The following is a 13,252-nucleotide window of genomic DNA, read 5'->3' on the forward strand; positions in this document are numbered from 1 at the left end:
TTTGGGACAACAACATCCGTGGAGTTAAGTTAAAAAAGTGACTCACTATAGCAAATGCATATTTTACAGGCACCCGACTTTCCGCCTCACTTGTTAACAGACGTTACATTACCCGTCTGTTAACAAGGGGCCGCGGTCGCCTGCAGCGCTTACATTCCGCCTGGTGCGACAGTAATAAATGATTGTTGCTGAGCTTCCGTGGACAGGCGTTGCTGTAGTGCCGCCGCCTGTTGACGATCGCTGAATGGGCCTAACTGTACACGATAAACATTACCGCTGGCGGCGACATTACCGGGTACGCCAAAACGCTGGCGCAGGGACTGCATCCATTGCTGCGCGCGGGCGCCATCGCTCAGCGCGCCCACCTGCACCACATAGCCTGAGCCTGAAATAGCGCGCGCGCCGGAGCTTGCCGCCGGGGCGGCGGCAACCGGCGCGCTGACCACGGCGGCGTGGCTGGCGGGCGCGGCGACCGGCTGCGGCTCACTGCTTTCCAGCACCCCTGAGCGCAACGGCGTCGGCGCGCCGAGGAATCCGCCGTTACTGACCGGCGCCCCGATATTGTCATCGCTACGCAGCGTCTGGTTATCTACCGGACGGATATTATCGTTACTCTGCGTCACCGGTTGCGGGGTGCTGGCGGCCATGGCGGAAGCACCGCCCATCACCGTCATGCCGCCGGCCAGATCCGGACGCGAAGGCAGGGCGTAGCTCTGTTTCGCCACGCGGGTGCCGATGGTGCCCGGTCCGGAAAGAGAGCCATCCGGCGCCACCTGAATATAATCGATGCGCACTTTGGTGTTATTGGACATATTCAGACGATCGCCCGCCGCCCGCGACAGATCGATAATGCGACCCGGCGTATAGGGGCCGCGATCGTTGACACGCACGACAATCTGACGACCATTGGCCATATTGGTGACGCGCACATAACTCGGCAGCGGCAGAGTCGGATGGGCGGCAGTCAGGGCATTAGGGTCAAAGGTTTCACCGATCGCCGTCTGATTACCGTTAGTTTCATCGCCATACCAGGCCGCCAGCCCGATCTGACTGAAGTTCGACGGATCTTTTACGATACGGTAGCTTTTGCCGTTGACGCTGTAATCCTGATTAGCACGCGGATTAATCGGTTCATAGCGCGGTTCGACACCGCCAATTTCAACCACCGGGCCATTATAAGCCGGTTGCGGCGGCGCGGTTGGCTGCTGTTCCGTGGTGGTACAGGCTACCAGTAGCAGCGATGCCGCGCCAATCCAAAGCCAATCCTTACGCATGTGAAGCCTCTTAAACGCTTTTTGACAACATTTTTCGATGAGTATGGATCGACATCACGATGCCAAATCCGGCCATAAGAACAATCAAGGCGGAGCCACCGTAGCTGACCAGCGGCAAGGGTACGCCAACTACCGGTAAGATACCACTAACCATACCAATGTTAACAAAAACATAGACAAACAGAATCAGCATCAGCCCACCGGCCATCACGCGGCCAAAGGTGGTTTGCGCCCGCGCGGCAATCATCAGCCCACGCATAATCAGCAGCAGGTAGAGCGCCAGCAGGATCAACACCCCGACCAGACCCAGCTCCTCCGCCAGTACGGCGAAAATAAAGTCGGTATGGCGTTCGGGGAGAAATTCCAGTTGCGACTGGGTGCCGTGCAGCCAGCCTTTGCCGCGCAGGCCGCCGGAACCAATGGCGATCTTCGACTGAATAATATGATAACCAGCGCCCAGCGGATCGCTCTCCGGATCCAGCAGCATCATGACGCGGTCACGCTGATAGTCATGCATCAGGAAGAACCACAGGATCGGGATAAAACCGGCGATTAATAGCACCGCTACCCCAATCAGCTTCCAGCTCATCCCCGACAGGAACAGCACAAACAGACCGGAAGTCGCCACCAGAATCGCCGTGCCGAGATCGGGTTGCGCCGCCACCAGCAGGGTCGGCACAAAGATCAGAATCAGGGCGATACCGGTATTTTTCAGTGATGGCGGGCACACATCGCGGTTAATAAAGCGCGCCACCATCAGCGGTACGGCGATTTTGGCGATCTCCGACGGCTGGAAACGCACCACCCCCAGATCGAGCCAGCGCTGCGCGCCTTTACTGATCTGACCGAAAGCGTCAACGGCAATCAGCAGCACCACGCAGATAATATACAGGTAGGGCGCCCAGCCTTCGTAAATGCGCGGCGGCACCTGCGCCAGCACGATCATCACCACCAGCCCCATCACGATCTGCCCCAGTTTACGCTCCATCATGCCCGGATCCTGACCGCTGGCGCTCCAGATCACTAATGCGCTGTAGACCAGCAAACCGGTAATAATCACCATGAAAATCGGGTCGATATGGATTTTAGTCCAGATGGTTCTGTTTTGCGGGCTATCGTTCATTGACATGATTATTCACCCTCATAACCTGATGGCACCGGTGGCGCATCAGGCAGATTGGTATTGTTATCGCCCAGCATAATGTGGTCGAGGATCTGACGCATAATGGTACCCACCGCCGGACCGGCACCGCCGTTTTCAAGGATCATGGTGACCGCCACGCGCGGCTTATCATAAGGGGCAAAGGCGGTCATTAATTTGTGGTCACGCAAACGCTCGGCAATTCTGTGCGCATTATAGGTTTCATTCTCTTTCAGGCCGTATACCTGCGCGGTACCCGATTTGGCGGCAATTTTATACGGCGCATCGGCAAAACTCTTATGCGCGGTGCCGTTTGGCCGGTTAGCCACACCGTACATGCCATCTTTGGCAATTTCCCAGTAGCCGGAGTGAATATCGCCAATCGGCGGCTCGTTCGGCTGGCGGTACGGCACCTGCACATTGTTTTCGCGCGTGGCGCGCAACAGATGCGGCACCTTGACAATGCCGTCATTAATCAGCGTCATCATCGCTTTGTTCATTTGCAGCGGCGTGGCGGTCCAGTAGCCCTGACCGATCCCCACCGGAATGGTATCACCCTGATACCACGGCTTTTTAATGCGTTTCAGTTTCCAGTCGCGGGTCGGCATAATACCGGCATACTCTTCCGACAGATCGACGCCGGTCAGCTGACCGTAGCCAAATTTGCTCATCCATTCGGCGAGGCGATCGATACCCATATCGTAAGCCACCTGATAGAAGAAGGTATCGGCGGACTCTTCCAGTGCTTTGGTGACGTTCAGACGACCATGACCCCAGTGCTTCCAGTCGCGATAGCGCTTTTCCGAACCGGGTAACTGCCACCAGCCGGGATCAAACAAGCTGGTATTGCGGTTAATCACGCCGGCGCTCAGAGCCGAAACCGCCACATACGGTTTTACCGTTGATGCCGGTGGGTAAGTCCCCTGGGTGGTTCGATTGATTAACGGGCGATTTTCATCATGCAGCAACCGGTTGTAGTCGCTACTGGAGATACCATCAACAAACAGGTTAGGGTCGTAGCTCGGCATCGAAACCAGCGCCAGCAGCTCGCCGGTACGCGGATCGCTGACCACTACCGCGGCACGGCTCCCCGCCAGCAGAGTTTCGATATACTGTTGCAGGCGCAGATCAATGGTTAGCGTAATATCGCGCCCGGCCTGTGGCGACTGCTCATGCAGCTGGCGGATCACCCGGCCACGGTTGTTAACTTCCACCTCTTCGTAGCCGGTTTTACCGTGCAGCACATCTTCGTAATAGCGTTCAACGCCCAGCTTGCCGATATCGTGGGTTGCCGCATAGTTCGGCCATTTACCCTCTTTATCCAGACGATCGACATCGCGGTCGTTGATTTTGGAGACATAGCCGATGACATGCGTCAGAGCGGAGCCATAAGGATAGTAACGACGCTGGTAGCCTTTCACTTCAACGCCGGGAAAGCGGTACTGGTTGACGGCAAAGCGCGCCACCTGCACATCATTTAAGCCGGTTTTCACCGCAATCGATGTAAAGCGCCGCGAGCGTTTGCGCTCTTTTTCAAAGGCGTCAATATCGTCATCGGTAAGATCCACCACCGGACGCAGATCCTGTAGCGTCTGGTTCAGGTTCTCGATTTTTTCCGGCATCAGCTCAATTTGATAGATGGTGCGATTCAGCGCCAGCGGAATGCCGTTACGATCGTAAATAATGCCGCGGCTGGGAGCGACCGGAACCAGTTTGATACGGTTTTGGTTCGAGCGGGTGCTGTAATCTTCAAAACGCAGGATCTGCAGGTGATACAGATTGACCACCAGAATGCTGGAGAGAATCAGAATGCCAACAAAGGCGACCAGCGCGCGCCGTACAAACAGCGATTGTTCGGCCGAGTAGTCACGAAAAGAGTTGCGTTGTAATTTCATCCGCTGCTTATTGATACCCTGTTAATACAATAACCTGAGTAATTCGGGTTGCAGCAGGGCGGCTAACCAGCGTAGCTGCAACTTGAATTATGACGGTCATTCACGATGATAAGGATGATTCGCAGTAATACTCCATGCGCGATACAGACTCTCAGCAACCAATACGCGAACCAGCGGATGGGGCAGGGTCAGCGCCGAGAGTGACCAGCTCTGCTCTGCGGCTGCTTTGCAGGCAGGCGATAGCCCCTCCGGGCCACCGATTAACAGGCTGACATCTCTTCCGTCTTGCTTCCAGCGTTCAAGCTGACCGGCCAGCTGTGGGGTTTCCCACGGATGACCCGGTATATCCAGGGTGACAATGCGGTTGCCTTTCCCGACGGCAGCCAGCATCGCCTCTCCCTCTTTTTCGAGGATGCGTTTAATGTCGGCGTTTTTGCCACGCTTACCGGCCGGGATTTCCGTCAGTTCCAGCGGCATATCTTTGGGAAAACGGCGCAAGTATTCCATAAAGCCGGTCTGAACCCAATCGGGCATTTTGGTGCCGGTGGCAACAAGCTGCAGCTTCACGCATTAACCCCAGAGTTTTTCCAGCTCGTACAGGCGACGGCTCTCTTCCTGCATCACATGGACAATAACTTCACCGAGATCGACTACCACCCAGTCGGCGACGGTCTGGCCTTCAACGCCTAGTGGGATCATGCCGGCCGCGCGCGACTCCTGAACCACATGATCTGCAATAGACATCACATGACGGGTAGAGGTGCCGGTGCAGATAATCATGCAGTCGGTGATGCTGGACTTGCCCTGAACATTCAGGGAAATGATATCCTGACCTTTAAGATCATCAATCTTATCAATAACGAAGTCTTGGAGTGCTTTACCTTGCAAAAGGTTCCCCCTCGGGTAGTTGAGTGTCACAGGTTATCTCATACTTACGCCTGAACCGGCGCAGATAACCGTTACAGGATTTATCTACGGGCCACAGCCCTGAAAATTAGCGGCGCAGTATAGCATGACCCGGTCACTCAGAGTATAACCCTTCGCGATCGATAAAGGCGGTTACTGCCGGCGGCAACAGGTCATCAAGAGATTCACCGCGCCGACGGCGCTGACGGATCTCGGTTGCCGAAACGGGCACCAGCGGGGTATCGGCGAGGAAGATCAGGCCGGCGGGCTGGCGATGCAGTAGCGTGGTGTCATCGGTGAGGTGGGCGTCGAGCCACTGCTGCAGTTCGGCACTTTCCATCTTTGTCGCATAGCCCGGGCGCTGACATACCAGCAAATGGCACAGCGACAGTAAATCCTGCCAGCGATGCCATGTATGCAGGCTGAGCAGTGAATCCTGGCCGATGATAAACGCCAGCGGCTGGCGGTCGCCTCGCTCCAGGCGCAGCTCTGCGAGGGTTTCTACTGTCCAGGAAGGGGTGGCGCGTTGCAGTTCTCGTTCATCGAGACGAAATAACGGCCGATCGGCAATCGCCAGTTTAACCATCGCCACCCGCTGCGCCGCAGAGGCGGCGGGCTGTGGACGATGCGGCGGCAGATTGTTCGGCAACAGGGTGACCTGTTGCAGGCCAACCTGACGCGCCAGCGCTTCCACCGGACGCAGATGGCCATAATGGATAGGATCAAAAGTGCCGCCAAACAGAGCATGCAGCGCAGGTATTTCAGACATCACAGAAACTCTCAGGAAACGATTTATTACAGAGTAGCAGTGACAGCGTTTCCAGTTCTGCCCATAACGACTGCCCATAATCCTGCTTCAGGGTCATTTCGATCCGCGTGAGCAGACGAATCGCCTGTAACAGCTGGCGGGCATCAATGCGCTGCAGCGCATCGCTAAACAGCGGGCGGCGATTTTGCCAGACGCGATGCTGGTCAAACAGCGTCCGTAACGGGGCGCTGCTCAGCTGGCGTTGCAGGGTAAGCAGCAACAGCAGATCGCGCTGCAAAGTGCGGATCATGATCACCGGCTCGCTGTCTTCCGCCTGCATCTGACGCAAAATATGCAGCGCACGTTTACTTTTGCCGGCCAGCAACGCATCAACCCAGTGAAACGGCGTGAAATGCGCAGCATCATTGACCGCCTGTTCGACGCGCGGCAGGGTCAGTTTGCCATCCGGCCACAGCAGCGACAGGCGTTCCAGCGCCTGCGACAGCGCCAGTAAATTGCCTTCATAGCAGTAGCAGAGCAGCTGATTCGCGGCATCATCCAGCGCCAGCTTCATGGTTTTCGCCCGATTCGCCACCCAGCGCGGCAACTGCGCCTGCTCCGGCGTCGCACAGGGAACCAGTACCGCATTGCTGCTTAAGGCTTTAAACCAGGCGCTGTTTTCCTGCGCTTTGGTCAGCTTATTGCAACGCAGCATCAGCAGAATATCGCTGTGCAGTAGCGTGGAGAGTTTAACCAGTTGTTCAGCCATTGCCGCATTGGGACCATTTTCCGGTAACATCAGCAGCAGCGTCTGACGGCTGGCAAACAGGCTGAGAGCCTGACAGGTGGTGAAAATAGTATCCCAGTCGGTACTGGCATCGAGGGTAACGCTGAAGTGTTCGCTGAACTGTTGTTGCTGCGCTGCCGCACGAATTGCGTCCTGACTTTCCTGCAGTAACAGCGGTTCATTGCCGCAGAGCAGATAACAGGCGCGCAGCCCCTCACGAAGCTGCGCGCTGAGTTGCTCAGGATAGATCCTGATCATTGGACGGTAGCGCGACCTGATGTCGGCAGATCAACCGGTTCAGTACCGCTAACCGCAGGCGTCGCATTGTCTGCATCGGTAGCGGTGGCATCGAGGTTTGCCTGCGCGACATGCACGCTTAACAGCTTACGTACCAGCTGCTCAGCGGCCTTTTCACGCATTTCCTGACGAATAATATCCTGTTCGGAATCTTTCGCCAGCGCCGCCTGTGGGTTATCGAAGAACGAACGATAGACAGTCGCGCTGATTGGGTAGATGCCTTTATTGGGTATCAGCACCTGTGCACGTACCGTCATCATCATTGAGTATTCGGCAGTTTTACCATTCAGGAAAATTGACGCAGTATCACGGCCATTGCTTTCACCCTGAAGACGCAGTGACGGAAGGTCGGTACGCAGCCCCGGATTATCAATGATAGAGACATTGTTGAGACGTAACTGTTCACGCACGGTGCGCGTCAGCGGACCGTAAGGATCGTTACTGTCGAGGATCAGCGTTTTCATTTCATCTGGCACCTGAGTGGTGCCGCGCAGATGAAAACCACAACCTGCGGTGACCAGCACCGCAAAGCCTAATAACAGAGTCAAAATCGGATGTCGCACAGTTCCTCCTGAACTTAACCTACGACCAGGTTAAGCAGTTTGCCCGGGACGTAAATCACTTTACGAATGGTCACGCCGTCGAGATATTTCGCCACCAGATGCTCCTGCGCAGCGCGTGCCTGTACCTGTTCCTGCGAGGCATCCGCCGGAACTGTAATTCTGCCGCGCACTTTGCCGTTAACCTGTACCACTACCAGCAGAGAATCCTCTACCATCGCGGCGTCATCCGCCTGTGGCCACGGCGCGTTATCCACGTCCTGCTCACCACCCAGCGCCTGCCACAGGCTGAAGCTGGCGTGCGGGGTAAACGGATAGAGCATACGTACCACGGCCAGCAGCGCTTCCTGCATCAGCGCGCGATCCTGTTGGCTCTCTTGTGGGGCGCGAGCCAGTTTGTTCATCAGCTCCATAATAGCCGCAATCGCGGTATTAAAGGTCTGACGGCGACCGATATCATCAGACACTTTGGCAATGGTTTTGTGCAGATCGCGACGCAGCGCTTTCTGATCGTCAGACAGGCTGGCGATATCCAGTGCCGCAGTGGCGCCTTTATCAGTATGATCGAACACCAGTTTCCAGACGCGTTTCAGGAAGCGGTTTGCTCCTTCCACTCCGGATTCCTGCCACTCCAGCGTCATATCCGCCGGGGAAGCAAACATCATAAACAGACGCACGGTATCGGCGCCGTAACGTTCCACCATCACCTGCGGGTCGATGCCGTTGTTCTTCGACTTCGACATCTTGCTCATACCGGCGTACACCAGCTCGTGACCTTCGGCATCCGAAGCTTTGACAATACGGCCTTTCTCATCACGCTCAACGCTGACATCAACCGGTGAAACCCAGTTACGCTCGCCGCTGGCGCCGAGATAGTAGAAAGCGTCTGCCAGAACCATGCCCTGACACAGCAGGCGTTTTGCCGGCTCATCAGAATTAACCAGACCGGCATCGCGCAGCAGCTTGTGATAGAAGCGGAAGTACATCAGGTGCATGATGGCGTGTTCAATGCCGCCGACATACTGATCGACCGGCAGCCAGTAGTTCGCCGCCGCCGGGTCGAGCATGCCTTTATCGTAATCCGGGCAGGTATAGCGCGCGTAGTACCAGGATGACTCCATAAAGGTGTCAAAGGTATCGGTTTCGCGCAGTGCCGGCTGGCCGTTAACGGTGGTTTTCGCCCACTCAGGGTCGGCTTTAATCGGGCTGGTAATTCCGTCCATCACCACATCTTCCGGCAGGATCACCGGCAGCTGATCTTCCGGCGTTGGCATGACGGTGCCGTCTTCCAGCGTCACCATCGGAATTGGCGCGCCCCAGTAACGCTGACGGGAAACCCCCCAGTCGCGCAGGCGGTAGTTCACTTTGCGCTCGCCAACGCCTTTCGCCGCCAGCTGGCTGGCAATGGCGTTAAAACCTTCTTCGTGCGACAGGCCGCTAAACTCGCCGGAATTAAACAGCGTGCCTTTGTCGGTCATCGCCCCGGCGCTGATATCCGGCTCGCTGCCGTCCAGATTGAGGATCACCGGCTTGATCGCCAGTTGGTATTTGCTGGCAAATTCCCAGTCGCGCTGATCGTGCGCCGGAACCGCCATTACCGCGCCGGTGCCGTATTCCATCAGCACAAAGTTAGCCGCCCATACCGGCACCTGCTCGCCGGTCAGCGGGTGAACCGCAAACAGACCGGTGGCCATGCCTTTTTTCTCCATGGTCGCCATTTCGGCTTCCGCGACTTTAGTATTACGGCATTCCGCAATAAAGTCCGCCAGCGCCGGATTGGATGCCGCCGCCTGCGCCGCCAGCGGATGTCCCGCCGCCACCGCCAGATAGGTGGCGCCGATAAAGGTGTCCGGACGCGTGGTATAGACCGTCAGCTTCTGTTCGCTGTCGACCACATCAAAAGTGATTTCCACCCCTTCAGAACGGCCGATCCAGTTACGCTGCATGGTTTTGACCTGCTCCGGCCAGTCTTCCAGCTTATCGAGGTCATTCAGCAGCTCTTCTGCGTAGTCGGTGATTTTTACAAACCACTGCGGGATCTCTTTGCGTTCCACTTTGGTATCGCAGCGCCAGCAGCAGCCGTCGATAACCTGCTCGTTAGCCAGTACCGTCTGATCCTGCGGGCACCAGTTAACCGCCGAGGTTTTTTTATAAACCAGGCCTTTTTCATACAGTTTGGTGAAGAACCACTGTTCCCAGCGATAATACTCTGGCTGACAGGTGGCCAGTTCGCGGCTCCAGTCATAGCCAAAACCCAGCAGCTTCAGCTGGTTCTTCATATATTCGATGTTGTCGTAGGTCCATGGCGCCGGTGCGGTATTGTTTTTTACCGCCGCACCTTCTGCTGGCAGGCCAAATGCATCCCAGCCAATCGGCTGCAGCACGTTCTTACCCAGCATACGCTGGTAGCGGGCGATGACATCGCCAATGGTGTAGTTACGAACGTGGCCCATATGTAGGCGACCAGAAGGATAGGGCAGCATAGAGAGGCAGTAGTACTTCTCTTTGCCTTCCTCTTCAGTCACTTTGAAAGTCTGCTTCTCTTGCCAGTGAAGCTGAACGTGGGATTCTATCTCTTCCGGGCGGTATTGCTCTTGCATGGCTGCCAGTGGTCCTTTGTGAATAGCTCAATTATTAACTAATTTACTATTTAGATTAATAGACATCAGATCCGCATAGCATAGCTGATAAGCCTTCGCAGCAACAATAGTTAGCGTCCTGGCGAGGCGCTTTTCTCTGTAAGCCGGAATCCCGCTTGCAGAATTCCACTATTGTGGGCCGCCTGACACGGCAACCTCCTGATAAGCGCTAGAATTAAACAGGATTGTCTTTCAGGATGGCAAAGGAGAAAAAATGAACAAGCTTGCTCAGTATTATCGTGAATTAGTGACATCGTTAACCGAGCGGCTAAATCGTGGCGATCGTGATATTGATGCGTTGGTGGATCATGCGCGTCAGCGATTGCAGGCCACGGGTGAGTTGACACGTAACGAAGCGGATGAGGTGTTGCGTGCGGTCCGGCGCGATCTGGAGGAGTTTGCCCGTAGCTACAGTGAGAATGAAGCAGATCTGAACGACAGTGTTTTTATGCGCGTTATCCGCGAAAGCGTATGGAAAGAACTGGCGGATATTACTGATAAAAGTCAGCTCGAGTGGCGTGAGGTGTTTCAGGATCTGAATCACCATGGTGTCTATCAGAGTGGCGAGGTCGTGGGGTTAGGCAATCTGGTGTGCGAAAAGTGTCAGTTTACCCGCGCCATTTATACCCCGGAAACCCTGACGCGTTGCCCGCAGTGTGGTCATGACCAGTTCCAGCGCCAGCCGTTCGCGCCATAAATTAACCCAGCCTGGGGGGGCGGCATCATGCCGCCCGCCGCCGTTAGTGCAGGATTTTGGCGAGGAAGTCTTTTGCGCGTTCCGATTCCGGGTGGTTAAAGAAGTCATCTTTCGGACGGTCTTCAACAATTTTCCCTTCATCCATAAAGATCACGCGGTTTGCCACTTTACGTGCAAAGCCCATTTCATGGGTTACCACCATCATGGTCATGCCTTCATTGGCCAGTTCAACCATTACGTCCAGCACTTCGTTGATCATCTCCGGGTCAAGGGCGGAAGTAGGCTCATCGAACAGCATGGCCACCGGGTCCATGCAGAGTGCGCGGGCGATCGCCACACGCTGCTGCTGGCCACCCGAGAGCTGACCGGGATGCTTATTGGCATGGGCGGCTAAACCCACGCGTTCCAGCAATTTCAGCCCTTTCTGCCGTGCTTCTTCTTTATCGCGCTTCAGCACTTTAACCTGCGCCAGCGTCAGGTTTTCCACAATCGACAGATGGGGAAACAGCTCAAAGTGCTGAAATACCATGCCGACTTTGGAACGCAACTGCGCCAGATTGGTTTTCTTATCATTAACCTGAATGCCGTTCACTTCGATGCTGCCCTGCTGAATAGGCTCCAGGCCGTTCACGGTTTTGATCAGCGTCGATTTCCCTGAGCCAGAAGGGCCGCATACCACCACCACTTCACCTTTTTTCACTTCGGTTGAGCAGTCGGTCAGCACCTGAAAGTGACCATACCACTTGGAAATATTTTTCAGGGTAATCATTTAAACTGTCCTTTTCTTTAAATAGCTGACCAGCATTGACGCGGAAATACTGATAACAAAGTAGACCAAACCAGCAAACAGAATCATCTCTACCTGGGTGCCATCGCGCTCGCCAATCGAGGATGCGGTACGGAAGAAGTCCGCGAGGCTAAGTACATACACCAGTGAGGTATCCTGAAACAGCACAATGCCCTGAGTCAGCAACAACGGCACCATGGCGCGAAACGCCTGCGGCAGAATAATCAATTGCATTGACTGCCAGTGGGTCATCCCCAGCGCCAGCGCTGCATTCGACTGACCGCGCGCCACGCTGAGGATGCCGGCGCGGATAATTTCGGAATAGTAGGCGGCTTCAAATAGCGCGAAAGCGACCATCGCGGAGATCAGACGAATATCGGTTTTCGGTGATAGTCCCAGTACCTTTTGCAGGAAACTCGGCACCACCAGATAGAACCACAGCAGCACCATCACCAGCGGCACGGAACGAAACAGGTTGACGTACAGACGGGCAAACCAGCTAACCGGTTTAAAGGTCGACAGGCGCATTACCGCCAGCAAGGTTCCCCAGATAATGCCAAACACAATTGCCGTGAGGGTGATCTTTAGGGTGATAACCAGCCCGTTAAGCAGATAGGGCAGGCTGGGAATAATTGAACTCCAGTCAAACTCGTACATTATTTACTCCCCATATGGCCTGGTACGCGAACCCGGCGCTCGACCAGCCCCATAATGAGCATAATCACCAGATTGATGCCGACATACGCCAGGGTAATGGCGGTGAAGGACTCATAGGCATGCGCGGAGTAATCCAGCAGCTTACCGGCCTGGGCGGCCATATCCACCAGACCGATAGTGGAGGCGATAGCGGAGTTTTTGACCAGGTTCAGCATTTCTGAGGTCATCGGCGGGACAATCACCCGGTAGGCATTGGGCAGCAGCACATAACGATAGGTTTGCGGCAGCGTCAGCCCCATTGCCAGGCCGGCATTGCGCTGCCCGCCCGGCAGCGACTGGATTGCCGCCCGAACCTGTTCACAGACGCGTGCCGCGGTAAACAGGCCAAGACAAATTACCGAGGAGATAAAGAACTGAATATTGGGATCCAGTTCGGATTTAAACCACATGCCGAGATTTTCGCCAGCCAGCTCCGGCGCCACCAGGTACCAGAAAAAGAACTGCACGATCAGCGGGATATTACGGAATAATTCAACGTAGCAGGTGCCAAGCGTGGAGAGCAGGCGATTAGGAACGGTACGCAGAATGCCAAATAGTGAGCCGACAAAGAAGGCGATAATCCATGCGCTGACGGAAACCGCAATAGTGACCTGGAAGCCTGACCATAACCAGCCCAGATAGGTGGTATTGCCGAAGGGGGCGGACTCGAGAAAAATCCCCCAGTTCCAATCAATAGACATAAATAACTCCGGTAAAAAAAGGGTAGCGAAGCTACCCTGAAGATTGGTGAGTGGCCCCCGAAAATGCAGCCTGGGGAACGACCATGCTGCATTTGTTACCCATCAGTTGCTCCGGCTGTCGCGC

Annotated in this window: 13 protein-coding genes; 1 reads left to right on the forward strand and 12 read right to left on the reverse strand. The window is 55.4% G+C overall.

The annotated features are described in order from the left end of the window. Positions 1 to 149: 149 nt before the first annotated feature. From rlpA to leuS, 9 genes are all read right to left on the reverse strand, one after another. The gene (rlpA, locus tag JWF83_RS14155) at positions 150 to 1,274 is read right to left on the reverse strand and encodes an endolytic peptidoglycan transglycosylase RlpA (protein WP_413650933.1); all 1,125 of its coding nucleotides are present in this window, start codon (positions 1,272 to 1,274) and stop codon (positions 150 to 152) included. 10 nt (positions 1,275 to 1,284) lie between these two features. Then, positions 1,285 to 2,397 (reverse strand): peptidoglycan glycosyltransferase MrdB, encoded by a 1,113-nt coding sequence (mrdB, locus tag JWF83_RS14160; RefSeq protein WP_413650968.1) that lies wholly within the window; start codon positions 2,395 to 2,397, stop codon positions 1,285 to 1,287. Positions 2,398 to 2,405: 8 nt separating this feature from the next. Further along, positions 2,406 to 4,310 carry a peptidoglycan DD-transpeptidase MrdA gene (gene mrdA / locus JWF83_RS14165; RefSeq protein WP_413650934.1) on the reverse strand — a complete coding sequence of 635 codons (1,905 nt, stop codon included), beginning with the start codon at positions 4,308 to 4,310 and terminating at the stop codon, positions 2,406 to 2,408. Positions 4,311 to 4,406: 96 nt separating this feature from the next. Further along, positions 4,407 to 4,877, reverse strand: a complete 471-nt coding sequence (gene rlmH / locus JWF83_RS14170) for a 23S rRNA (pseudouridine(1915)-N(3))-methyltransferase RlmH (RefSeq protein ID WP_413650935.1) — start codon at positions 4,875 to 4,877, stop codon at positions 4,407 to 4,409. A 3-nt stretch (positions 4,878 to 4,880) separates the two neighbouring features. Beyond that, positions 4,881 to 5,198 (reverse strand): ribosome silencing factor, encoded by a 318-nt coding sequence (rsfS, locus tag JWF83_RS14175; protein WP_413650936.1) that lies wholly within the window; start codon positions 5,196 to 5,198, stop codon positions 4,881 to 4,883. Positions 5,199 to 5,331: 133 nt separating this feature from the next. Beyond that, a complete protein-coding gene (nadD, locus tag JWF83_RS14180; protein WP_413650937.1) occupies positions 5,332 to 5,985 on the reverse strand; it encodes a nicotinate-nucleotide adenylyltransferase in 654 nt (217 codons plus the stop codon). Beyond that, positions 5,978 to 7,009, reverse strand: a complete 1,032-nt coding sequence (gene holA, locus JWF83_RS14185) for a DNA polymerase III subunit delta (protein ID WP_413650938.1) — start codon at positions 7,007 to 7,009, stop codon at positions 5,978 to 5,980. Before holA ends, nadD begins: the two co-directional genes overlap by 8 nt. Next, positions 7,006 to 7,611: an LPS assembly lipoprotein LptE gene (lptE, locus tag JWF83_RS14190; RefSeq protein WP_413650939.1), complete on the reverse strand. Its 606-nt coding sequence runs from the start codon at positions 7,609 to 7,611 to the stop codon at positions 7,006 to 7,008. Before lptE ends, holA begins: the two co-directional genes overlap by 4 nt. Positions 7,612 to 7,625: 14 nt before the next feature. Further along, positions 7,626 to 10,208 carry a leucine--tRNA ligase gene (gene leuS, locus JWF83_RS14195; RefSeq protein WP_413650940.1) on the reverse strand — a complete coding sequence of 861 codons (2,583 nt, stop codon included), beginning with the start codon at positions 10,206 to 10,208 and terminating at the stop codon, positions 7,626 to 7,628. Between the two features lie 253 nt (positions 10,209 to 10,461). Here leuS and JWF83_RS14200 point away from each other — a divergent pair, with 253 nt between their 5' ends. Then, complete coding sequence (locus tag JWF83_RS14200) at positions 10,462 to 10,944, forward strand: zinc ribbon-containing protein (RefSeq protein ID WP_413650941.1); 483 nt, start codon at positions 10,462 to 10,464, stop codon at positions 10,942 to 10,944. Between the two features lie 43 nt (positions 10,945 to 10,987). Here the strand turns inward: JWF83_RS14200 and JWF83_RS14205 are convergent, their stop codons facing one another. From JWF83_RS14205 to JWF83_RS14215, 3 genes are read right to left on the reverse strand one after another with little or no spacing between them, the layout of a single operon-like run. Beyond that, a complete protein-coding gene (locus tag JWF83_RS14205) occupies positions 10,988 to 11,713 on the reverse strand; it encodes an amino acid ABC transporter ATP-binding protein (protein ID WP_413650942.1) in 726 nt (241 codons plus the stop codon). After that, positions 11,714 to 12,388: a glutamate/aspartate ABC transporter permease GltK gene (gltK, locus tag JWF83_RS14210; RefSeq protein WP_413650943.1), complete on the reverse strand. Its 675-nt coding sequence runs from the start codon at positions 12,386 to 12,388 to the stop codon at positions 11,714 to 11,716. After that, a complete protein-coding gene (locus tag JWF83_RS14215) occupies positions 12,388 to 13,128 on the reverse strand; it encodes an amino acid ABC transporter permease (protein WP_413650944.1) in 741 nt (246 codons plus the stop codon). Before JWF83_RS14215 ends, gltK begins: the two co-directional genes overlap by 1 nt. Positions 13,129 to 13,252: the final 124 nt, after the last annotated feature.

This window comes from Pantoea sp. B65 (assembly GCF_047308185.1).
GTDB lineage: Bacteria > Pseudomonadota > Gammaproteobacteria > Enterobacterales > Enterobacteriaceae > Erwinia.

Coding starts and splice junctions, on each gene's coding strand:
- rlpA (WP_413650933.1), bottom strand. CDS start 1,274: ATGCGTAAGGATTGGCTTTGGATTGGCGCGGCATCGCTGCTACTGGTA.
- mrdB (WP_413650968.1), bottom strand. CDS start 2,397: ATGAACGATAGCCCGCAAAACAGAACCATCTGGACTAAAATCCATATC.
- mrdA (WP_413650934.1), bottom strand. CDS start 4,310: ATGAAATTACAACGCAACTCTTTTCGTGACTACTCGGCCGAACAATCG.
- nadD (WP_413650937.1), bottom strand. CDS start 5,985: ATGTCTGAAATACCTGCGCTGCATGCTCTGTTTGGCGGCACTTTTGAT.
- holA (WP_413650938.1), bottom strand. CDS start 7,009: ATGATCAGGATCTATCCTGAGCAACTCAGCGCGCAGCTTCGTGAGGGG.
- leuS (WP_413650940.1), bottom strand. CDS start 10,208: ATGCAAGAGCAATACCGCCCGGAAGAGATAGAATCCCACGTTCAGCTT.
- JWF83_RS14200 (WP_413650941.1), top strand. CDS start 10,462: ATGAACAAGCTTGCTCAGTATTATCGTGAATTAGTGACATCGTTAACC.
- JWF83_RS14205 (WP_413650942.1), bottom strand. CDS start 11,713: ATGATTACCCTGAAAAATATTTCCAAGTGGTATGGTCACTTTCAGGTG.
- gltK (WP_413650943.1), bottom strand. CDS start 12,388: ATGTACGAGTTTGACTGGAGTTCAATTATTCCCAGCCTGCCCTATCTG.
- JWF83_RS14215 (WP_413650944.1), bottom strand. CDS start 13,128: ATGTCTATTGATTGGAACTGGGGGATTTTTCTCGAGTCCGCCCCCTTC.